Origin of the sequence: Marinobacter orientalis, assembly GCF_004792665.1 — a bacterium.
GTDB classification, from domain to species: domain Bacteria; phylum Pseudomonadota; class Gammaproteobacteria; order Pseudomonadales; family Oleiphilaceae; genus Marinobacter; species Marinobacter orientalis.
In genome coordinates this window covers 292,473-314,787 of the sequence record NZ_SRZX01000003.1, presented here as the reverse complement: position 1 = coordinate 314,787, position 22,315 = coordinate 292,473, and the positions used below count along the sequence as shown (strand labels likewise).

The window sequence follows — 22,315 nt, the reverse complement described above, 5'->3', positions numbered from 1 at the left end:
ACTCCTCAGCCGATTCTCACAACGCCCCAAACAGCACCACCATCAGAACTGCCAAAAACAACAGAAACCAGGTGGCGTAGCGGTTGGCCCGGTCCTCCTCCTCAGCCGGTTCGGTTTCGGGAGGCCTCGCGGCCTCGTACTCGGCGACCAACGTTCGAGCCTGGGGGTAGTCTTCATCTTCGACGTGAACGTTGGTAAATCCCGCAGCACCGATCTCACCCATGGCACCCTGCAGGTAATGGCCACCAACATGCGTCTCAATACCTCTTGATTGCAGCAGGCCGGCTACAATATGGGCTTCTGCCAGGTCACGGGCACGATAGGCTATTTGCATTGGTGGGCTCCGCAGTTTCGGGAAATCCTTAACTGAACCCTAGCCTGAATACCGCGATCCGTCGATCCGTGCCTGACTCTGTCTGACCTATTACCTGGGCATACGCCCGGTTTTCTCAAGCCGTTCTCCAACCCATTTGTGGTAGAGCTTTGCCAACATCGGGCGGATCACCGGCAGGCCGATCAGCCAGGCGAGAGGTTTCAGCAGCCACACCCGTGACATCAGCAGAATATAGGCATCCAGTTCCCGATGTATCCTGCCCTCGCTGTCTTCGACATGAAGCTCCTGAAGCGCGGCTTCCGGCTCGATTCCACGCTGCCTCAACTCATCGTCACGGCCGGTGATGTCAACCCACTCTACCGATTCGCCGGCCTTGCCCGCCAGCCGCTCATAGAGTTTGCGGTCCTTGACACAGCTTGGACAGGCGCCATCGTAGAACACGCGAAGTTGATCTTTTGGGGTGGTCATAGCACTCTCCATTTCTTGCATTGCATGTACCTATTACAGTCTAAAGCAATGGAGATCACACCTGAACCTTGCCCCGCAGGGACTTGGTTTTGCCCTTTTTGGTCTTTTTATCAACGCGCCGGCGCTGGGAGCTTCTGGTCGGCCGGGTGGGCCGCCGTGCTTTCTGCTGCTTCACTGCCTCCTGAATCAGCTCCTTCAGACGCTCAAGGGCGTCTTCCTTGTTCAGCTCGAGGGTGCGGTATTTCTGCGCCTTGATAACAATAATGCCTTCCTTGCTGATGCGCTGGTCAGAGAGCGACATCAACCGTTCCTTGTAGAACGGCGGCAGGCTGGAGTTGAGTATGTCGAAGCGCAAATGGACCGCGGACGCCACCTTGTTGACGTTCTGGCCCCCTGCTCCCTGGGCGCGGATCTGGGTCAGTTCGATTTCCCACTCACCCAGTTCCACTGTGTTGGAAATTTTCAGCATTAAAGCACCGTTTTGCACCGGACCCTATGGCAGACTCATTCCACGGGAGGCGTTGGCCGTACCAGAAGTTCGTTGACGTCCACATGCGCCGGTTGCGATACGGCGTACATAACGGCCTGGGCAATGTCGTCCGGTTTGAGGGCATTTCCCGGGCGTTCGTCAAAGAACGGCGTATCCACCATCCCCGGCTCAATCAGCGTGACTCGAATACCGGAGCCCCGCAGCTCTTCTCTCACCCCGTAACCGATGGCCGAGACCGCCCATTTTGTGGCGCTGTACATGGAGCCCGGTATGGTTGTCCTTCCGGCAGCAGAGCCCGTAAGCAGCAAATGGCCACGGCTTTTTCGCAGCGCCGGCAGGCAGCACTGGACCGTCAACCCGGCACCATAAATGTTGGTCAGGATCATATCCTTCCACACCTCATGGTCGGCACCACTGAACCCGCCGGGCTTACCGCCACGACCGGCATTCGCAAACACCGCATCAATCTGCCCGAAGGTGGCAAGCGCGTTATCCACAACTGCCTGCTGGTCCTCCATGCTCTGGACATCACACCGGGCGATCATTACCCGGTCGCTGCCTCCCAGTTCGGCTTGCAGGTGTTTCAGCCTGTCCTCCGATCGGGCTGCCAGAACGAGTCGGTAACCCGCCTTGTGTGCTTCCCGGGCCGTTGCCTCGCCAATTCCGGATGAAGCACCGGTTATAAGCATGACCGGATCATTGTTCATGGTTTTCTCCCTTGCCAGATGTTTCTGCCAGTGTTGCAGATTAGCTACGAGAGCTGAAGCTTTTACAGATCACTCCGTGCATGAGGGTTCCGGCGCCAATATCAGGTAGTATACGGCCAGACGTGCCGGCCAAAATGAATTGCCGGCCAGGCGAACCAGGCAACCGACAGATTTATGAAGATACCGAAACGATTACAGCCCCTTGTCGACGACGGCATGGTGGACGAAGTGTTGTACCAGTTAATGAGTGGCAAAGAAGCGCAGGTATTCGTTGTGCGCTGCGGCGACAGTGTGCGCTGTGCCAAGGTCTACAAGGAGGCGCAGAAACGCAGCTTCAAGCAGGCCGTGCAATATCAGGAGGGGCGCAAGGTTCGCAACAGCCGCCGCGCCCGGGCCATGGGCAAGAAAACCCGTTATGGCCAGAAAGAACAGGAAGACGCCTGGCTGAACGCCGAGGTCGACGCCCTTTACCAGTTGGCAGGCGCCGGTGTGCGCGTGCCGGAACCGTTCGGGTTTGTGGATGGCGTGCTGTTGATGGAAATGATTGCCGATGAAGACGGCAAGGCCGCACCGCAGCTGGGCGAGGTATCACTGACCCCTGAACAGGCGCGGGATTACCATGGCAAGGTGATTGCTGATGTAGTGCGCATGCTCAGCGTCGGGCTTATCCACGGTGACCTTTCAGAATTCAATGTGCTGGTGGACGCTACCGGCCCGGTGATTATCGACCTGCCCCAGGCGGTCAACGCATCCGGAAACAACAGCGCCGAGCAAATGCTGGAGCGGGACGTGGACAACATGCGCCGGTATTTCGGCCGTTTCGCACCGGAACTGCTGAATACCGATTACGGCAAGGAAATCTGGGCGCTCTACGAGACCGGCGACCTGCATCCGGACAGCCGGCTGACCGGGTGCTTCGAGCACGATACCGAAAGCGCCGATGTGGACGAACTTATGGCGGTTATCGACGCCGCCAAGGAAGAAGAACGCGAACGCCAGGAGCGCGCCCGGGATGCCGAGGAAGGCGACGACTAGCCCGGCTCACCCACAAGCCTGTTCACTACGCGATCGGACAGCATCAGGTGGGCAAGTGCAGGGTATGGCAGGTAGTGGCTGAGAAGCAATATAACGGCGCCCGCATTCAGTCCGCCAGAGAGTCCGACGTAAGCTGCCCAGGCCAGGAACAGTGCACCCAGGAAACCACCGTAGGACCACAGTACCCGTGCACGTTCATCACTGGTCGGCACCCGCTTCAATATGCGGGCTACCGACCAGCTGATATAGGCTGCAATCAACGCCGCGATCACCACCGACACCACCACGCCCGTCAGTCCGAACAGGAAGCGCGCCAGATAGTTGGTGAGAAAAAACAGAACCATCGCACTGACGGCAATGATGGTTACCCGCGAGCGCTTCAGATCTTGCATACACAGAATCCCGCTTGGTTGTTAAATCAGATGGTTGGCATTATTTTAATATTCCGGGCGTTGAGAAGCGACTTTACCTCCTGAAGCTGTTCAAGGCTGGAAGCGTGCACCGCCAGAACGTACTTCCCCTCGCTCAGGGCAGACTGCGCCTTGGCCAGATACGGCGTGTGATCCGGACGGAGTGTCACTGCCCCTGCGGCCAGCATGCCGAATACCGCCCCAAAGGCGGTCATTACTGAAACGGCAACAACCGCATTACGGGCTATGAAACCGACGCCGACGGTGCTCAGTATCAGAAACAGCACAAATCCGGCTACCGCACCGACGATAGCCAGACCGATATGGGAACGAACCAGTGTCTTCCAGATTCCGCGATCTTCGGGCTCCAGTTGCTTACCCTGATGCCGGTCGTCCGGGCTGAGGACCGTCACCTGTTCATCCGTCAGGCTTGTTTCCTCACATATCGCTTTCGCCGTTCCCCTGGCGTCCGATTCGGTGTCAAAAACCGCAGCCACCTTGTGGTCTTCCTGCTCGCCGATCAAACTCGCTGAAGGTTTCATGAAAATGCCTCCCGATATCCCAGAGAATTAATCAGATCTTACTGTAAAGACTTGGCCATTAACTCCGAAAATACAACCCGACTAGCGGTATTTCGAATGGCCATCCGGCAACGGGGAGGGTTTACCACGCCAGCCAGATCACGTGACGGGCACCTTTGCCCGGGCGCAGGGCGCGCACTGTGACCGGCTCAACGGACAATCCGGCGCGGCGCAGCCGCTCGGTAAACGCGTGCTCCGGCCCTGCCGACCAGTACGCCAGTACGCCGTCAGGGCTCAAAGATTTCTGTGCCGCCGCAATACCGGCAGGCGAGTAGATCCAGTTATTTTCCTTACGGGTAAGCCCTTCCGGCCCATTGTCCACATCCAGCAGGATGGCATCGCAGTTGCCATCGCCCTCCCTGAGCAGCTCCGCCACGTCACCGATGTGAACACTGGCCCTGGTATCATGCAACGGATGCCCGGCCGCGCTACCGAGCGCGCCGCGGTTCCACGCCTCAACCTCGGGAACCAGTTCAGCAACAGTTACGCGGGCATCTTCCCCCAGTGCCGATAGCGCCGCAGCCAGGGTAAACCCCATTCCCAACCCGCCAATCAGCACGCGAGGTTCCGGCTGGCTGGCTATCCGCTCGCAGGCAAGTGTCGCCAGGGCATCTTCCGAGCCGTGTAACCGGCTGTTCATCAGTTCTCCGCTGGTACCGGCGATCTTTATCGAGAATTCATCATTGCGTTGCAGCAGGCGCAAACGGGTTCCATTGCCGGGAATGGTTGCGGTGCCAATTTCCTCAAAGCGAGCCATCTATTTTTTGACCCACTCACCATCCACCAGGATGAGCTGTCCCGGCGGTGTTTTGTTCAGCGCTTTCTGGCCGGCCACCGTTTCCACCTGGGTCACGGGAATATCATATTTTTCTGCGATGCGGGCGTATTCGTCCCGCCGGGCCTTATTGATCGCATCAACGATGCCCTGGGCATTGCCCTCAGCCCTGACCACCTCCAGATAACCGGTTGGCGTTTCCCCCACCAGGCCCTGCTGCTTGGCTGCATCCAAACGGCTTTTGGCCTCGTCCAGTTCCATCGAAAGCGCGGGCACGGCCAGGCAAAGCACAAGGATGAGCGCACCAAGTTGAACAAACCGTTTCATGAGTGACTCCCTGAATTCAGAATTGATCATCAGAACAAGCCCTTTTCGCCGAAAAGTTCATCCACGTCTTTATCCACCTTTACGTAGATTTCGTGCTGGATCTTGACGTTAAGATTCACCGTGATGGGTTCCCTGGGCGCCTCCATCCGTACCGTGGGCGTGCATGCCGCCGCACTCAGAGCAAGCGCCAGCATCACCGGCGTGCCCAGCCCCTTACCGGATAACATGCCTGGCCTGTACCTATCCATATACCACACTCCTGATTAGTTCCCCGATCCGGCAGACTCGCTCTGTGCTTCCCGCTCCTGCATCAGCTTGCGCACCTTTTCTGTCACCGCTTCATTGACCCGGCCACTGAGCTGCAGGCTGGTCAGCAACGCCGGAATGTCTTCTTCCAGGTTGATATTGAGGACGATCGGATGACCGTCGCGCACATCCGGGCTGCTGCCCTCGAGACGCAATCCCAGAACAAGCTTACCATCCCGGTCATAGTCTACCGTGCTGTTGAGAACCGAGTAGTTAAAGTTTTGCATAGCCTGCACCACCAGCGCCATCACCTCATTGTCCTGCGCCATCGCTCTGAGCCGGTCTGCCGGCAGTTTCAGCGTGCCCCCGGGGGCCAATGCTTCAATCCGTCCCGACTCAACGCTGACCCCCTCCTCGCTGATCCACACCGGCATAGTGCCCTCAAGCACACCACTGCCTGCCAGGCCTTGCGCCGGATACACCTGCATCAGTTCCGACAGCTCGATGCCATTGAGCTCAAGAGGAACCCGCAGAGGCAGCTCCGAAAGCTGCCACTGCGTCGGTTCGATGTAAACCCGGCCACCCAGAAGTTGTGCGGAGGCGTGCTCCAGGGTCAGCGTGCCCGTACCCAACTGCGCCGTGGCAGAGCGATAGCCACCGGAAACCTCGATATTCTTCAAAGCAATGCCCGGATTGACGGTATCGAGAACCAGGCCGGGCATGTCGATCTCCAGCCGCTCTCCGGAAAGATCAATGGCGAGCTTGCCTTCGAGACCGGTCCAGGCCGTTCTGGCAAACAACCCACCGGCGCCATCAAAGACGATTTCACCCTGCATCTGGACACCCCGGGATGGCAAGCTTGCCCCCAGAGTCGCCCCGACGCTGCCCTCGTCGATCTCAAGTCCCGCCGGCCACGCGGTGAAGGTTTTTGACAGTGCCCGACTTGCCTTTGCGCCGCTGGCCGTCATTTCAGCATCCAGATCCGGGACGCCAGCGAACGGAAGGCTGAAAGCAATATCGGCGCCGGCACCTGCGTCCGACGTGAGCCTGCCATCAAGGCTGAACGCTTCAAGGCTGACCTCCAGCCGGCCAGCAAGGCGCCAGGGTTGCAGGAGTAGTTGTGGGTGACGGATAGTGGCTGTAGTTGCGTCCACAGGGCCCTCAAAAGTCAGTTCCTCCAGTGCCATTGACTGAAGGTGATACCGGGCATTCAGTCTTGTCCCGGCCAGATTGACCCTGACGTTATCCAACTGCGCGGCGTTGTCAGGGGCATCGACCCGGGCCAGCTCGATACGCGTGCCATCGTTAAACTCCAGGGAAGCGGATTGCTCGCTGGCCTTGCCGGCAAACATCAGATTTGCCTGCCCTGCCCGGAGCTGCCAGTCCGCCAGGGTCACCGGGGCAACCGGAAGCTCTACGTTCATGCCATTGGTGACAAGTTCCCGCTCGTCGGGCACCGAAAGCTGTGACACAGCCAGATCGCCCCGGGCACGTATACCATCGGGAAGCATGAGAACAAGTTGATCAATGGTAACCGTTTCCGGCAGCCAGAGCGGCAAATCAGCAGGCATACCTGCAGACGGCCCGTCCTGCCCTTCGTTAGCGGGCCATTCCGGGATCTCCACCGTCAACTGTCCCACTCGCACTACGTCCAGCATCGGCCCATGCCAGTGCCAGCTCCAGCCCAATGACAGCTCCCTGCCCTCGGCGCGATAGACCTCGCCATCCCGCATCTGGCTCACGCTGAAATCCTGAAGCCGGACCGCGGCCAGAGACACATCAACTCCCTGCCATTCCGGGTTGCGGATGCCGTGTGCCTGTCGCCACTCCTCCCAGGCAACCCGGGCGTACCATCCCCCCGCAATCAGGAGCAGCAAAAGCAGAACCAGCAGCCCGAGCAATAAACGACCGAACGTCCTGAAGCGCGTTACCGAACGGGTCATGATGGCTTACTGTCCACGCCAGTTCACCGTGTAGAGGTCATGCCGTCGATCCTTCAGGTTCCTGACCGTACCGCTATTACGGGCAAAGGGAAAATCACAGGGCGTCAGAATACAGCTCTGGCCATCTTCCTCCTTCACCGGTGTGGAACCGCCAATGATGTTGACATTGTGCCGCAGTGCCAGGTCCCGCATCAGGTTGCGAAAGGGCTCGGCATACTCGGTAACCGCTTCCATGGCCTCCGCAGGCGTGCCCTCGCGACTTTCAATTGACAGCAACTGCAGCGTGAACAGCACCGGGTCGCGCTGCTTCTTGGCTTTGATCGCCTCTACGTATGCTTCCACCGACTCGAACTTGTCCAGGCGCCTGGCCAGCGTCGGCAACCTGCCTGCGAACACCACACCCTGGAGCTCCAAAGACTGGCACAGGTTCTTGCGCTCATTGTAAAGGCGCCGGGTCTGGTCGGAAAAGGGAGGGCTCATTGAAACCTCGAGGCTGAAAGCGACTATCCATAGTTCGCGAAACAGCCTCAAGGCGTCAAGTGGCGTATCCGGCAACAGTAATCGGCTCAGACTTTAACCGGACAGGTCAGCCACCGGTCAGCAACAGCACCACGCCCAGCACATAAAGAACGGTAATGACGACGCTTTCCATACCGATCATGCCGATGCCCTCGCGCTCACGGCGAATCAGCCCCATCATCAGCACACCGGACATCAGCAGGGTCAGCACCGCCCAGAATTTGGAATCCTCCGGTATGGCATGGTAAATCGAGCCCTCCCGGTAAGCGATGTCAGAGGCGGCGGTAAACAGGGTATCGAAGGCGTTACCTCCGATGATGCCGCCAACCGCGAGCGTCAGCGCGCCGCGCCGAACGGCGGCAATGGATGTCACCAATTCGGGTATAGAGGTACTGATTGCTGTCAACATGACCCCGACAACGGTCTGGGTCAGGTTGGTCTTGGCCGCGATCACTGTTGCGGCCGGCTCCAGTGACCAGCCTGCAGTACCCAGCACTGCCATTAATATAAGAAACTCAGTCGAAAGCCGAGGCAGCGAAGGCATGGTATTTACGTCGTCGGGCTCGTCCTCCCGCGTTTCCCTGGTAACGGAAGGCCGCCACATGGGGGACTCCGTCGCACCCCGCACCAGGTAGATACCGTAGATATAGACCGCCAACAGGACCGGCGTTATTGGATGAATGCCGGCAATCGTAAACTCGGGCAGATAGGGAGCGAAGAGAATCAGCGACAACAGGCAGATCAGCAGCCCGTTCTGCATCATGTTCGGCACTGAGGCGGCAGCGTGTTCAAGATTGGCGCGACGGTAAACCATGTCCGCAACCGCGAGGAAAAACGTCTGCACCGCAATACCGCCCAAGGCGTTGCTCACGGCCAGTTCAGCATGACCATGCCAGGCCGCTGTCACCGAGAGCACAACACCGCCGATGGAGGTGGAACCACCCAACAGAACCGCACCGGCCGCCGCTTCGCCTATTCCCGTTCGATCAGCCAGCTGGTCCACGATCCGGGTAATGCGCGTGCCGGCCACTGCAATGACCGCCGCGCACACGCAAAAAACGATAATACCTTGCAGTAGACTCCAGTTTTCCGGATCCAATGGAATCATGTTTCTATCCCTTGCCACCTGACCAGTCGCGGTGTAAAACACCATTGGCAGGAGATTTTACAGCCATAAAGACGGAACACCATGACCCAGACACAAAAGCCCCAGCAGCCGGAACAACCGCAAAATCCACAGATACCGTCTCAATACTCGTTTTTATGGCTGAGCGCTGCAATCATTCTGATGTTTTTCTGGTTCCAGGAAAGACAACAGCCAACGATTGCCGAATTACCCTACTCGCAATTCAAGCAAGCCGTCGCCAACGACCACGTGGAAGAAATTACCCTTCGGGCCGATCATATTGAAGGCCGGTTGACTGAAGAGGGCGGTAACGCCTGGACCGAAAACAGCGATTCCCTCCGCTTCCACAGCGTCCGCCCGCCGCTTGAAGACCCGGACCTGCTTCCGCTGCTCGAATCCCATGCCGTCACCATCAGCGCCCAACCGGCGGAACCTCCGGCGTGGCAACAGGTGCTGACCAGCGTCCTGCCGTGGTTACTGTTTCTTGGGCTGATGTTCTGGTTCTGGTCTTACGCCCAGCGTCGCATGATGCAGGGTGGTGGTGCTCTGGGCTTCAACCGCTCCAAGGCCCACCGGGTGGAGAAGCAGTTCTCCAGAACCCGCCTTTCGGACGTGGCAGGAATCGAATCCGCAAAGCGCGACATCACCGAGATCATTGATTTCCTGACCAATCCGGAGAAATACAGGGCCCTGGGCGCGGATATGCCCACTGGCATCCTGCTGGTAGGCCCACCAGGAACCGGCAAAACGCTGCTGGCCAAGGCCATTGCCGGCGAAGCCGACGTGCCCTTTTTCAACATCAGTGCCTCCGAGTTTATCGAAATGTTTGTTGGCGTTGGCGCAGCGCGGGTTCGGGACATGTTCGACACAGCCCGCAAAGAAGCGCCTGCGCTGATCTTTATTGATGAACTGGATGCCATTGGGCGCTCCCGTGGCGCCGGCTTCGGTGGTGGCCACGATGAACGGGAACAGACTCTCAACCAGATCCTCACGGAAATGGACGGCTTTGAAGGCCATGAGAGTGTCGTTGTTCTGGCGGCGACCAACCGCCCGGACGTACTCGACAGCGCCCTGTTGCGCCCGGGCCGCTTTGATCGCAAGGTAACGCTGGACATGCCCCACAAGGAAGCCCGCAAGGCCATCCTTGAAGTCCACGTCAGGAAAGTCCCCCTCGACAGCAGTGTTGAGCTCGGGGAAATTGCCGCCCGCACCATCGGCTTTTCCGGTGCCGACCTGAAAAACCTCGTTAACGAGGCAGCACTGACGGCTGCAAGGCTGAACCTGAAAAAGGTCAATAATGACTGCTTCGAGCGTGCCCGCGACCGCATCGTGCTGGGAGAGGAACGCGATGCCGAACTGACTCACGAAGAAAAAGAAGTTGTGGCCTATCACGAGTGCGGGCACGCCATCATGGCCTATTTCATGCCCAAGGCTGACCCGCTCACCAGAGTGACCATTATCCCCCATGGCATGTCGATGGGTGTGACCGAACAGACCCCCAAAGAAGACCGCTATAACTACACTGAAAGCTACCTGACCGATCGCATCAAGGTCATGCTGGGTGGCCGCTCCTCGGAGAAGCTGATTTACGGTGAGGTAAGCACCGGTGCCCAGAACGATCTGAAGGAGGCAACCAGGCTGTTGCGGCGCATGTTCGGGCAATGGGGCATGAGCGAGAAAATCGGACCGTTGGGATTGGGTATTGGTGAGGAACACGTCTTCCTGGGCCGGGAACTGGGACAGCCCCGGGAATACAGCGAACACATGGCAGAACTGATCGATATGGAGGTTCAGGCCAAACTGATTGAACTGGAAACGGCCACGGTAAGCTTCCTTTCTGACCATCGCCAGCAACTGGAGGCTCTGGCCAGCGCCGTTCTGGCAAAAGAAACGCTCTCAGCCACGGAAATCAGGCAGATTCTGGAAGGCAGCGAGAAGCAATCCGCCTGACCGCCCACTCCGGCCTTACTGCCGTTTCCTGAACCTTGGCGGAAAGCGCCACCAGGCTGCCGCTACCAGCAGGCCGAACAGGGTGTAGGCGGTGACAAATACCCAGGCCGGTGCCTCATAGTAGAGAACCTGCTGCAGCCAATGTTCGACAAAGCTGCCGCCATAAGCTTCCGCACCCGCATTCGAGCGCAGCCACATCTCCAGAGTGGTCAACGGGCAGATGGCGCCCAGCCAGGCTTGCGCAACCACCACGCCAATAGCGCCGAGATGCGCGAGCCGGAACCAGGCATTGTTCACCCAGCGCCAGCCCAGTCGATTCCCGGCCAGCACCAGCATCAGTCCGAGAACAACAAAGACCACCACCAATATGTGAAGGGTCAGAACAATGTCGGCGAGAATCTGATAAACATCAGCCATGGCTAACCTTCAGCCTGTATTTGATTTGCCACCATGATCCCGCTCAACGACATCGTTTGGCAATTTTTTCCCGTTTTCACGCGCCTGCGAACTCACCTGATTGCAGATGTTTACTTTGACCTCCAAATAGGTGAAAACTCCGTTATCACAGTACGTCGATTGCCAAAAGGCTGATTCATGATCTGGTTTGTGCTGGCATTAATGCTATTAATTGTTCTGATGACGGTGCTGGTACTTCGTGGTGAAAATCTAGCGCACCTGGACAGAGACGATTTCCCGAAACGTGACTACACCCCCAGTCCGGGCCATAAGCAGGTACTGGAAACCATCAGGGAAATGAGTCGCTCTGCCAGGGAACTCAAGGGCAAGGCCCGTCTGATGGCCCTGCGCAGACACATGGACGGCCTCAGCGAAGGCAGGAAATTCGTTTCGCAATTCCGCCCGTCCGGTGCCGGTGCGCCGAAAGGGGAATGGGTATTGGCGCCCGGAGTAAATATCCGGCGGCGCGTGCTTTATATTCATGGTGGGGCCTGGGTTGCCGGCAGCCCCCGCAGCCACCGCACCATCACCGACCAGTTGTCCAGGGTGGCCAATGCCGCTGTTTTTGCCGTGGATTACCGGCTATTGCCGGAGCACCGCTACCGGGAAGGACTGCGGGACTGCCAGGAGGCCTATCAGTGGATACTCGAACACGGGCCTGACGGCCCCGGGGCAGCCGAATTCACTGTGGTGGCCGGTGACTCCGCGGGCGGCAGCCATGCCCTGGTGCTGATCGCGTGGATTCGCGACCACGGCCTGCGCCAGGCAGACGCCGCCATCGCCCTGTCACCATCCACCGATCTCACGCTGACCGCCCCCAGCAACCGCCTGAACGTTAAGACGGATCCATTGCTTGGACCTACCTTTGGCAGCCTGATGCGGGTGCCGCTGCCGGTGCTCTGGTGGCTGAGTTTTTTTGGCATGCGCCTGTCACCCTCCAGTCCGCTGGCGTCGCCACTGCGGGGCAATCTGCAAAATCTGCCGCCAGTGCTGATCCATGCCAGCGACTCGGAAATGCTGCTGGACAACGCCCGACGTTACGTCAACAAGGCAAAAGACTCGGGCTCACCGGCAGAGCTGGAAACCTGGCCCGGCATGGTGCACGTATGGCACATGTTTCCTGACATGCTGCCAGAGGCAGAAGAAGCCTTTGATCATATTGGAGAATTTCTGCAAAGGGTTGAGCAGGATTGAGGGCTACACCCCCACTCTCCCTGCCGTTTTTGGACGGCTTGATGTCGTATTGGATTTACCGCCCCCGAACAATCAGGGCCACATTGAATCAGGGTCGTGCCGCCATGCACGCGGACGTTCAATGTGGGTAAAGGGGGAAATCAAGATGGCACAATTACCGAAACGTGCAAAAGTCGTCATCATCGGTCAGGGCGGTATCGTCGGGTCCTCGGTAGCCCACCACCTGATTGAGCTGGGCTGGGATGACATCGTAGGGTTGGAAAAGTCTGCCATTCCCTCGGACATCAGCTCCACGTCCCACGCATCGGATTTTTGCTTCACCACCTCCCATGACAAGCTGAACATCTACACCACCAAATACAGCCAGGCCTTCTATGCAAAGCGTGGCAATTATGTGAAGTGCGGCGGGATGGAAGTGGCCCGTATCGACGATGACGAGCGCATGGATGAGCTCCGCCGCAAGGTGGGTTCCGGGAAGGCCTTCGGCACCAACGTCAGCATGATTTCGCCGGGCCAGGCGAAAGAACTCTTCCCCCTGCTGGAGGAAAGCCAGATCCAGGGGGCCATGTGGGACCCGGATGCCGGCCTGGTGGTGCCCCGCTCCCAGAAAGTCGCCGGCGATCTGGTGGAAGAAGCGGTCGCTACCGGCAAACTGCAGGCCTTCGCCTACACACCGGCTATCCGCATCGATGTCCAGGACGGCCAGGTACGTGGCGTTGAAACCCACAAGGGCTACATCGAAACCGATTACGTGGTGCTCTCCATGGGCATCTGGGGGCCATTAATGGCCAACACCGCCAATTCACCGCTGCCGCTGATGCCGCTGGAGCACCCGCTGCTGTTCTTCGGCCCCTACGAAGAACTGGCCGGCACCGGCAAACAGATTGTCTATCCGCTGTTCCGCGATCAGGGCAACTCCGCCTATGTTCGTGACACCGGTGACCCTACCACCACTGAGGGTGGCCGGATCGAGTGGGGCTATTACGAGTCAGAAAACCCCCGGCTGGTCTATCCCGGCGCCATTGCCGAGCCCGGCGAGGCACGGATGTCGCCGTCGATGCGGGATCTTTCCCTGGAACAGGTTATGGATGCCTATGAAAAAGCCATCGAAATGACTCCGATCCTGGGTGAACTGGGCTGGGAGGAAAAGCATTCCTTCAACGGCCTGCTGTCGGTAACGCCTGATGGTGGCTCGTTGATGGGCGAATCCCCGGAAGTACGCAACCTGTGGTTCTGTGAGGCAGTCTGGGTCAAAGACGGTCCGGGCGCGGGCAAAATTCTGGCGGACTGGATGACCCATGGCTCGCCGGAGATGGATCCTCACAGTATCGATATTGCCCGCCACTACCCGCTGCAGAAAACCCCGGATTATGTCTACGACCGCTGCTACGAGACTGCAAAAAAGATCTATACACCGGCGGTTCATCCCCGGGAGCCCTACCTCACCAGCCGCAAGATGCGAACCAGCCCCTTCTACCTGCGGGAGGTTGAACTGGGTGCCTATTTCATGGAAGCCGCAGGCTGGGAGCGCGCCCACGGCTATGCCGCCAACGAGTCCACATTGCTGGCGAAACACCGTGACCTTATCCCGGTGCGGGAACACGAGTGGGACGCGCGGCATTTCTGGGAGGTATCGAATGCCGAGCAACTGGAGATGAGCGAATCGGTGGGCATGATCAATCTCTCCCACTTTGCAATCTTCGACATATCCGGGAAGGATGCGGAGGCGCTGCTGGAATACCTGTCAGTGGCCAAAGTTGGCGGAACCACGCCCCACGGCAAAGGCGTCTACACCCACTTTCTCGATGGCCGTGGCGGCATCCGCTCCGACCTGACCATCATTCGCCGCAGTGACAACGATTATCGGGTGATCTGCGGTGGCGATACCGGCCACCGGGACTACTGCTGGATCACCCGCATGGCCAGGGAGAAAGGCCTGGGCGAAATCCGCGTGCAGGATCGCACCGATGAGCTGGCGACCCTGGGGCTCTGGGGCCCGAAGGCCCGGGAAACCCTGGCACAGTTCGTCTCTGATCCGGACGAACTGTCGGCAGAGAACTTCCCCTTTGCCACCGCGCGGGAGCTGAACGTTCAGGGCGTTCCGGTCTGGGCTTTCCGGATTTCCTACGTGGGCGAGCAGGGTTGGGAACTCTACTTCCCGTTCAGTTATGGCCTGCGGATCTGGGATCTTTTATTTGAGGCCGGCGTTACCCCGGTAGGCATCGAAACCTACGCCAACACCCGGCGCCTGGAGAAGAGCCTGCGGCTGCAGAACGTGGACCTGGAAACGGAATACAATCTGTATGAAGCCGGATTACAGCGGCCCAAGGTCAAAGACGCGGACTTCCACGGCAAGGCCGCTTACCTGGAACAGCGGGAATGGCCACACCAGGCGGCCTACCTGTGCACCATGACCATGACCGAGCACCGGGACGCCAGTGGCGTGCTTCGTTATCCGGTGGGTCAGTGGCCGATCCTGGACCCGCAAACCGGCGACGTACTGGTGGACAGCCAGGGCCGGCGTTCCTATAACACCAGCGCAGCCTGGGGGCCGTCTGTCGGCAGGATCATCCTGTTGGGCTATATTCCGGCAGAGTATGCCCAGGAAGGCCGGGAACTGACCCTGGAATACTTCCAGGAGCACTATCCCGTCCGTATCGAGGCGGTAGGTTACCGGGCGCTGTTTGATCCGGACAACGAACGGGTCAGGTCCTGACCGGCTTTCCCGAATGAGGCTGGCGATCAGCATTCAATGATGTTGACCGCCAGCCCTCCCCTTGCGGTTTCCTTGTACTTGTCCAGCATGTCGCGGCCGGTCTCCCTCATGGTGTGCAGCACCTTGTCCAGCGACACGAAGTGTTTGCCATCACCCCGCAGGGCCATGATGGCGGCATCGATGGCTTTCACCGAGGCCATGGCGTTGCGTTCAATGCAGGGAATCTGCACCAGCCCGCCAATGGGGTCACAGGTCATGCCCAGGTGATGCTCCATGCCGATTTCCGCAGCATTTTCCACCTGCTCCGGGGAGCCGCCAGTCGCCGCTGCAAGACCGGCCGCTGCCATGGCGCAGGCCGAACCAACCTCGCCCTGGCACCCTACTTCGGCTCCGGAAATGGATGCATTTTTCTTGAACAGCAGGCCTATGGCGGCCGCGGTCAGCATGAAACGCACAATGCCGTCTTCGTTTGCGTGCGGGCAGAACTCCCAGTAGTAATGGAGCACCGCCGGAATAATGCCCGCCGCACCATTGGTGGGCGCCGTTACAATCCGCCCGCCGGCGGCGTTTTCTTCGTTGACGGCCAGGGCATAGAGATTGACCCAGTCCAGCGCGCTCAGGGATGGTGAGATCAGATCCACCCGCTGCTTGTCCATCAATGACCGATATAGCAGCGCGGCCCGGCGCCGGACCCTGAGACCGCCTGGCAGCTCTCCCTCATGCCGGATACCGTTCTGTACGCAGGCCCGCATTACCCGCCAGAGTTCCAGGATGCCACAGCGAATCTCAGTCGGCGTGCGCCAGGCCTGCTCGTTGGCATACATGATCTCGGCGATGGTCAGATCGTGCTGCCGGCAAAGCGCCAGCAATGCCTTGCCGCTGCCGAAGGGATATGGCTGTGGCGTGTCATCCTCGCGAATACCCGCAGTGCCGTCGGCCGCTGCATCCATTACAAATCCACCGCCCACTGAATAGTAGGTCTTTTCGCACAGGCACCGTCCCTCCGGATCAAACGCCAGGCAGATCATGCCATTGGGATGGTCCGGTAATGATTTCCGGCGGTAGTACACCAGGTCGCTGGTCTCGCGGAAGCGAACCGGCTGTTGCCCTGACAGTGACAGCATCCCGGTGCTCCTGATTCGCCCCAGGCGGGCCGGCATCTGCTCGGGGTCGATACGGTCAGGCAGTTCCCCTTCCAGCCCCATCATCACCGCAGGGCCGGTACCATGGCCCTTGCCGGTAGCGCCCAGAGAGCCGTAAAGCGACACCTTGAGCCGATTTACCGATACCACCAGGCCTTCTGCCTCAAGCGCTGCAACAAACCGTCCTGCCGCCCTCATGGGGCCGACGGTATGGGAACTGGAAGGACCAATGCCTACCTTGAACAGCTCGAACAGACTGATCGCCAATTTGCTGACTCCTGTCGGGGGATCCGCTTCAACGATATCGCCACCGCTGCCCGACCGCATGCTCGCGGACGACACCGGAACGATAATTTACGACAGCCGGCAAGTCGCGCCAGGACCATCCTGAAGCCCATGATGTCGCATGTGGACCATTGACAGTCTGACCGCCGCCCTAGAATGAATTCACAATGGAACTGATCACTCATTGCACTATCCAAGTGCAACAACTAGTGTTCAGGTTGTGGTGGCTGACACGGACGTCCCGGGTACTGACTGCCGCACCATGCCCAGGCGGGCAAGGGGGTTAATCGTGACCACTGATACAGGCCCGTTCACAAACAGGCCCACGCAAGAGCCCTACCGGGTCGGCTTTCTGCTGATCGAAAACTTTACCCTGATTGCTCTGGCCACCGCTGTCGAGCCCCTGCGTATGGCCAACCAGTTGGCAGGCACCGAGCTCTATTCCTGGAAACTGCTCACCGCAACGGGCGACTATGCCCGCGCCAGTGACGGCATCACCATGGTACCGGACGCCTCCATTCAGGAAGAACACAGCTTCGACCTGGTGATTGTGGTTGCCGGCATTGATGTCACCCGCAGCTTTTCCCGCAAGGAAGTCAACTGGCTGAAACTGATGGCCCGACGGCATGTGCTGATGGGCGCTGTCTGCACCGGGCCTTATGTCCTGGCCAGCGCAGGCCTGCTTGACGGCCATGCCTGCAGTGCCCACTGGGAATGCCTGGAAGCCATGCAGGAAGGCTTTCCCCGGGTCCAGACCAACAACCGCCTGTTCACCGTTGAGCGGGAACGCATGACCTGCACCGGCGGCACCGTGCCCATGCACATGATGCTCAGCTTCCTGGCACGGCGTCATGGCCAGGAGCTCAGCAATGCGATCGCCCACATGTTTGTCTGCGACCGGGTGCGCGAGGAAAGGGAACAGCAGCCCATGCCCATGCATCCGGGACTGGCCTGCGCGCAACCCAAGCTGGCGGAAGCCGCTCAGCTGATGGAAGCCAATATCGAAGAACCCATCGAGCTGCAGGAACTGGCGGCACTGGCCGGAATATCGCGCCGACAACTGGAACGGCTATTCCTCAAACACATGGGCTGCACGCCCTCGCGTTATTACCTGCGGGTGCGACTGAACCGCGCACGCCGGCTGATCAAGCAGACCTCCTGCTCTATCGTGGAGATTGCCTCCATGTGCGGTTTTGTCTCCGCCACCCACTTCAGCCGCTGCTATCGCAAACTCATGGGTCGGGCTCCCAAATATGAACGGATGGAATTCTGCCCTCCGGCCGAGGCCAATGACACCCTGCCGGACACCATGGCCAGCCTGCCATCGTCCTCCCGACAGGCCCTGAAGCGCGCCCGCACCGAGCCCACCTACGGCACATTCGAGAGCAGCGACTCAGGTTAATCCCACCACCAGACCATTATCATCCAGGGCAATATCCATGGCGGCCGGGCGCCTGGGCAGGCCCGGCATGGTCATGATATCGCCACAGATCGCCACCACGAATCCGGCTCCGGCGGCCAGGCGCACTTCCCTCACCGGCAGCGTATGCCCGGACGGTGCTCCCCTGACCGCGGAATCCGCCGAAAAGCTGTATTGAGTCTTGGCGATGCACACCGGCAGATGGCCAAAGCCCAGGCTCTCGTATTCTTCCAGCTGTCGCTTGGCCACGGTTGTGAATTCCACACTACCGGCATGGTAGATGCGGGTGGCAATGGTGCGAATCTTGTCCGCCAGGGGCAGGCTGTCCTCATAGAGAAATCTGATCTCCGGCGTGCCCTCGTCCATCTGATCAAGCACCGCCTGGGCCAGTTCCGTGGCGCCTTCACCTCCGGTTGCCCAGTGGTCGGCGGGCACTGCCCTTACTCCCAGGCCTTCGCTGATGGACTGAACCAGTGCCATTTCCTCTTCAGCATCGTCCGGGAAGCGATTGATACACACCACCGGTGTCAGACCGAACTGTTGCAGATTGCGAATGTGTCGCTCCAGATTGGCAGCGCCCTTACGCAATGCCGCCAGGTCGGGAATACCCAGTTGGCTGCGGGCAACACCGCCCTGCATCTTGAGGGCCCGGATGGTACAGACAACCACGGCGGCGTCGGGCCGCAGGCCGGTGTGCCGGCACTTGATATTGATGAACTTCTCGGCGCCAAGATCGGCACCAAAACCAGCCTCGGTCACCACCACATCGTTCAGGGCCAGGGCAGCGCGGGTGGCAGTGACGGAATTGCAGCCATGGGCGATATTGGCAAAGGGTCCGCCATGGATGAATACCGGGTTGTGCTCCAGGCTCTGCACCAGGTTCGGCTGCAGTGCTTCTTTCAGCAGAACGGTCAGTGAGCCCTCCACGCCCAGGTCACGAACAGTGACCGGAGACATGTCGGGACGTCTGCCGACGATGATATTACCCAGCCGCTGCTTCAGGTCCTCGCGTCCGTCTGCGAGGCACAGGATCGCCATGATCTCCGATGAGACAGTGATATCGAAGCCGGTCTCTCGGGGCACGCCATGGGCCGCGCCACCCAGGCCACACACCATGTTGCGCAGGGAACGGTCGGTGATGTCCAGAACTCTTCGCCAGCTTACATGGCGCGGGTCCAGGCCTGCTTCATTACCCCAGTGGATGTGGTTGTCGATCAGCGATGCCAGCAGATTGTGGGCCGTGGTAATGGCGTGAAAGTCACCATTGAAATGCAGGTTGATATCCTCCATCGGAATCACCTGGGCGCGGCCTCCGCCGGCAGCACCCCCCTTCATGCCAAAACAGGGACCCAGGGATGGCTCACGCAGGCACACCGAAGAGCGTACCCCCAGCCGATTAAAGCCATCGTTCAGGCCAACGCTGGTGGTGGTCTTGCCCTCCCCCGCCGGCGTTGGCGTAATGGCGGTCACCAGTACCAGCTTGCCGCGGGGGGCGGTGTCGGAAGTATCCACATAGGCCATGTCCAGCTTGGCCTTATAGTGGCCAAAAGGCACCAGGCTCTCAGCCGGCAAGCCAAAACGCTGCTGGGCCAACAGCAGCATGGACTGAGGCTGTACCGAGCGGGCAATCTCGATATCCGGGGTGCCTGGCGGCAGAAACTCCGCTGGCGCCGGTGTTGCGGATGTCAGCTTATTGTACTGAAGGCTCATGGAGCTGTCCCCTCTGGTCCTCGACGGACCCGCTATGTTCTTGAATCCATTGCGCCGACTGGCGCAGACCGCCGAACGGAAATAGATGGATACCCCGCAGCAGGGTCTCCGGGTTATCCAGGCAATACTGGACCAGTGCACGCACCATGCCGTCCGGTGTCCAGGCGCGCAGCAGTCTGGCGCTGCCCGGGCGTCGCAACATTGTTCGGGCAGAGGCTCCTACGCCGCACTGGGCAGCGTAGGCGATGAGAGTTTTCACCCGAGTAGGCCCGGCCATGCCAATATAGACAGGCACCTCTTCCAGGATGTCGCCCAGGCTCTGCAGCCAGTCGATCACCACATCGGCATCGAAGGTGAACTGGGTCACCACCCACAATCGCGTTGAGGTAGTGCGGGCATATTCGCGCTTGATGCTGAGGGCCTGGCCCAGGGTGGCCCGGTCTGCCATGGGGTGTCCGTCAGGATGTGCTGCGACACCGATACCATGAAACCGGAACTGGGCCAGCAGGCCGGATTCGAGCACTGCAAGCGTGTCCGGAAAAGGACCGGCAACCGCATCGCTGTCACCGGCAATCAGCAACAACCGGTCGATGCGGTTTTCATCCAGTTGTGCCAACCAGTCCCGTAGTTGCCCACGGCTTTCCGCCATTCGCGCCGGTATGTGCGGGACCGGCTGCATACCTATGCTGAGGAGATGCCGGCAGGCATCAAGAGTGTCGCTGAACCGGCCCTTTGGCAGGAACGGAACGTAGACACAGGTGCCCGCGGGCAGAAGGTCCGTCAGGTGCTCCGTTGTCAGTATCTGCCGCGGTGTCGCCTCGATGGAGGCCGAGCGCACCAGAGCACGGAGCCGTGCTGCCGCTTCCTTGCCCCGGGGATTGGCTGCCTGTTTTTCGCTCACCAGTTTCATAAGCTGCGCACCCCATTGCTACCCGTGTGGACCAGGCAGGGATCAGGCAGCTGCCAGCACCTGCCCTGCCACTTCTGCTAGTCGGCGAAGTCAATACCCTTTGCCCTGGCCCGCTCGCGGGCGTTGGGGTTCACCGATGGCCGGAACGGAACTTCCACCACTTCTGCCTCCACCGCAGTTGAACCGTCCGCTGCCGCATACTCCACCGGCAGATGCACGGTCAGACAAGTGCCCACACTGCGCAGGTCAAACGGCACATAAGCCAGCGCGATGTTGGTCTCCAGCTCCGGCGAGTACCAGGGCGATGTGACGTAGCCCTCCGGTTCGCCACCATCAGGCCCACTGATCAGCCAGAAATCGTTGGCATAGTCAGTCACCTTGCCACCACCGAAGCGGATGCCCACCATGATATGGCTGAAGGGAGGACGGCCGGCATCAATCTGCTCGCGGACTTTCTCAAGCTTCTGCTTGCCGATGTAATCCGCGTCCTTGTTGCGCGGTACCTGGTAGGCCAGGGCGCACTGGAACGGCAGGGTTTCCTGGTCCACATCCTGACCCCAGGAGAGAATGCCCGCGGCAATGCGACGGTGATGCGCCGGGGCAATTACCTTCAGATTATGTGGTTCGCCTGCGGCAAGCACGGTGTACCAGAGATCCTCGGCGTACCTGGTGGCTTCCTTGAGGTAGATCTCGTAGCCCTTTTCACCGGTGAAACCGGTCTGGGAAATGATCACGTCGTGGCCGGCAACCTGGCCTTCCATCAGGCCATAATAGGGGATGTCTTTTACCCCCTCACCGAACAGATCGGTCATGAGCGCCTCTGACTTGGGACCCTGGATCTGGACCGGTGCCACATCGATTTCCGCGATGCTGACGTCGAAGCCCATACCCATGTTCACGCCCCGCATCCAGAGTTCCAGGTCACTGTCGGACAGTGAGAACCAGAATTCATCCTCGGCAATCCGCAGCAATACCGGATCATTGATGATACCGCCCTCCTCGTTGCAGAGGATGACGTACTTGCCGCGCATGGGCTTGATTTTGGTGGCATCCCGGGTGATCACGTAGTTCACGAACCGTTCCGCATCCGGACCCTTGACCTGGATCTGGCGTTCCACCGCCACGTTCCACATGGTGACGTCATTGATCAGGGACTCGTATTCGACCATGGCACCCCCGTCTTCCGGGCGAACGTAGCCCCGCGGATGGTACATCCGGTTGTATACGGTCGCCCGCCAGCAGCCAGCCTCGTAGGCAAGGTGCCAGTAGGGTGATTTACGCACCCGTGTGGAAATCAGCATCTCTACCGGTGTCGGGCCGGACTGGCGCAGGTTGATGGGAACGCGACGGTCGGACTGATCGACGCTGTCAGGCTGGCGTGCGGCGCCCGCCCGTTGTTGCGGATATTCCAGAAGTGCTTGTTCGAATTTAACGGCCATTGCTATCTCTCCCTTACGGGGTTGTTGATAGCTCTAATGTGGCCCTGTTTGCGGTTATCGGGTTGAACCAATACGACACTGGCACAACCAAAAACGTCAATGAGAGCGCCGTCATGGCCTGACTATACCAAT

22 protein-coding genes are annotated in these 22,315 nt (G+C 59.4%); 5 read left to right on the top strand and 17 right to left on the bottom strand.

Going from position 1 to position 22,315, the window contains the following annotated elements; genetic code table 11:
• Positions 1-16: 16 nt before the first annotated feature.
• From DIT72_RS11840 to DIT72_RS11825, 4 genes are all read right to left on the bottom strand, one after another.
• Positions 17-334: a putative signal transducing protein gene (locus DIT72_RS11840; RefSeq protein ID WP_135955442.1), complete on the bottom strand. Its 318-nt coding sequence runs from the start codon at positions 332-334 to the stop codon at positions 17-19.
• Between the two features lie 90 nt (positions 335-424).
• Positions 425-802: a thiol-disulfide oxidoreductase DCC family protein gene (locus tag DIT72_RS11835; RefSeq protein WP_135955441.1), complete on the bottom strand. Its 378-nt coding sequence runs from the start codon at positions 800-802 to the stop codon at positions 425-427.
• A gap of 55 nt (positions 803-857) precedes the next feature.
• Positions 858-1,271, bottom strand: coding sequence for an alternative ribosome rescue aminoacyl-tRNA hydrolase ArfB (gene arfB / locus DIT72_RS11830; RefSeq protein WP_135955440.1), 414 nt, complete (start codon positions 1,269-1,271; stop codon positions 858-860).
• Between the two features lie 35 nt (positions 1,272-1,306).
• Positions 1,307-1,999 (bottom strand): SDR family oxidoreductase, encoded by a 693-nt coding sequence (locus tag DIT72_RS11825; RefSeq protein ID WP_135955439.1) that lies wholly within the window; start codon positions 1,997-1,999, stop codon positions 1,307-1,309.
• A 174-nt stretch (positions 2,000-2,173) separates the two neighbouring features.
• Here DIT72_RS11825 and DIT72_RS11820 point away from each other — a divergent pair, with 174 nt between their 5' ends.
• Positions 2,174-3,034, top strand: coding sequence for a PA4780 family RIO1-like protein kinase (locus tag DIT72_RS11820; RefSeq protein WP_135955438.1), 861 nt, complete (start codon positions 2,174-2,176; stop codon positions 3,032-3,034).
• Here DIT72_RS11820 and DIT72_RS11815 read toward each other — a convergent pair.
• The 8 genes from DIT72_RS11815 to DIT72_RS11780 form a co-directional block, all read right to left on the bottom strand.
• A complete protein-coding gene (locus DIT72_RS11815; RefSeq protein ID WP_135955437.1) occupies positions 3,031-3,426 on the bottom strand; it encodes a hypothetical protein in 396 nt (131 codons plus the stop codon). The genes DIT72_RS11820 and DIT72_RS11815 overlap by 4 nt on opposite strands.
• A 26-nt stretch (positions 3,427-3,452) precedes the next feature.
• A complete protein-coding gene (locus DIT72_RS11810; RefSeq protein WP_135955436.1) occupies positions 3,453-3,986 on the bottom strand; it encodes a hypothetical protein in 534 nt (177 codons plus the stop codon).
• Between the two features lie 121 nt (positions 3,987-4,107).
• Positions 4,108-4,782 (bottom strand): spermidine synthase, encoded by a 675-nt coding sequence (locus tag DIT72_RS11805; RefSeq protein ID WP_135955435.1) that lies wholly within the window; start codon positions 4,780-4,782, stop codon positions 4,108-4,110.
• The gene (locus tag DIT72_RS11800; protein WP_135955434.1) at positions 4,783-5,127 is read right to left on the bottom strand and encodes a YdbL family protein; all 345 of its coding nucleotides are present in this window, start codon (positions 5,125-5,127) and stop codon (positions 4,783-4,785) included.
• Positions 5,128-5,156: 29 nt separating this feature from the next.
• Complete coding sequence (locus tag DIT72_RS11795; RefSeq protein WP_407657980.1) at positions 5,157-5,321, bottom strand: YnbE family lipoprotein; 165 nt, start codon at positions 5,319-5,321, stop codon at positions 5,157-5,159.
• 69 nt (positions 5,322-5,390) lie between these two features.
• Positions 5,391-7,316, bottom strand: a complete 1,926-nt coding sequence (locus tag DIT72_RS11790; RefSeq protein ID WP_135955433.1) for a YdbH domain-containing protein — start codon at positions 7,314-7,316, stop codon at positions 5,391-5,393.
• Between the two features lie 6 nt (positions 7,317-7,322).
• Positions 7,323-7,796: a carbon-nitrogen hydrolase family protein gene (locus DIT72_RS11785; protein ID WP_228260798.1), complete on the bottom strand. Its 474-nt coding sequence runs from the start codon at positions 7,794-7,796 to the stop codon at positions 7,323-7,325.
• A gap of 106 nt (positions 7,797-7,902) precedes the next feature.
• Entirely contained in the window at positions 7,903-8,943 is a 1,041-nt protein-coding gene (locus DIT72_RS11780) for a sodium:calcium antiporter (protein WP_168355052.1), read from the bottom strand.
• A gap of 81 nt (positions 8,944-9,024) precedes the next feature.
• Here DIT72_RS11780 and ftsH point away from each other — a divergent pair, with 81 nt between their 5' ends.
• Positions 9,025-10,911 carry an ATP-dependent zinc metalloprotease FtsH gene (ftsH, locus tag DIT72_RS11775; protein ID WP_135955432.1) on the top strand — a complete coding sequence of 629 codons (1,887 nt, stop codon included), beginning with the start codon at positions 9,025-9,027 and terminating at the stop codon, positions 10,909-10,911.
• Between the two features lie 15 nt (positions 10,912-10,926).
• Here ftsH and DIT72_RS11770 read toward each other — a convergent pair whose 3' ends face one another.
• Entirely contained in the window at positions 10,927-11,328 is a 402-nt protein-coding gene (locus DIT72_RS11770) for a DUF2784 domain-containing protein (RefSeq protein ID WP_135955431.1), read from the bottom strand.
• 177 nt (positions 11,329-11,505) lie between these two features.
• Here DIT72_RS11770 and DIT72_RS11765 point away from each other — a divergent pair, with 177 nt between their 5' ends.
• Positions 11,506-12,561, top strand: a complete 1,056-nt coding sequence (locus tag DIT72_RS11765) for an alpha/beta hydrolase (RefSeq protein WP_135955430.1) — start codon at positions 11,506-11,508, stop codon at positions 12,559-12,561.
• Between the two features lie 145 nt (positions 12,562-12,706).
• Positions 12,707-15,277, top strand: coding sequence for a GcvT family protein (locus tag DIT72_RS11760; protein WP_135955429.1), 2,571 nt, complete (start codon positions 12,707-12,709; stop codon positions 15,275-15,277).
• Positions 15,278-15,303: 26 nt separating this feature from the next.
• Here DIT72_RS11760 and DIT72_RS11755 read toward each other — a convergent pair whose 3' ends face one another.
• Positions 15,304-16,686: an L-serine ammonia-lyase gene (locus DIT72_RS11755; RefSeq protein ID WP_135955428.1), complete on the bottom strand. Its 1,383-nt coding sequence runs from the start codon at positions 16,684-16,686 to the stop codon at positions 15,304-15,306.
• Positions 16,687-16,966: 280 nt separating this feature from the next.
• Between DIT72_RS11755 and gbdR the strand changes: the two genes are divergently transcribed.
• Positions 16,967-18,106, top strand: a complete 1,140-nt coding sequence (gene gbdR, locus DIT72_RS11750) for a choline metabolism transcriptional regulator GbdR (RefSeq protein WP_211578803.1) — start codon at positions 16,967-16,969, stop codon at positions 18,104-18,106.
• Here the strand turns inward: gbdR and DIT72_RS11745 are convergent.
• From DIT72_RS11745 to DIT72_RS11735, 3 genes are all read right to left on the bottom strand, one after another.
• Positions 18,098-19,834 carry a formate--tetrahydrofolate ligase gene (locus DIT72_RS11745; RefSeq protein WP_135955426.1) on the bottom strand — a complete coding sequence of 579 codons (1,737 nt, stop codon included), beginning with the start codon at positions 19,832-19,834 and terminating at the stop codon, positions 18,098-18,100. The genes gbdR and DIT72_RS11745 overlap by 9 nt on opposite strands.
• Entirely contained in the window at positions 19,815-20,744 is a 930-nt protein-coding gene (locus DIT72_RS11740) for a methylenetetrahydrofolate reductase (RefSeq protein WP_135955425.1), read from the bottom strand. The genes DIT72_RS11745 and DIT72_RS11740 overlap by 20 nt, the downstream gene beginning before the upstream one ends.
• A 77-nt stretch (positions 20,745-20,821) precedes the next feature.
• Complete coding sequence (locus DIT72_RS11735; protein WP_135955424.1) at positions 20,822-22,183, bottom strand: glycine cleavage T C-terminal barrel domain-containing protein; 1,362 nt, start codon at positions 22,181-22,183, stop codon at positions 20,822-20,824.
• Positions 22,184-22,315 lie beyond the last annotated feature (132 nt).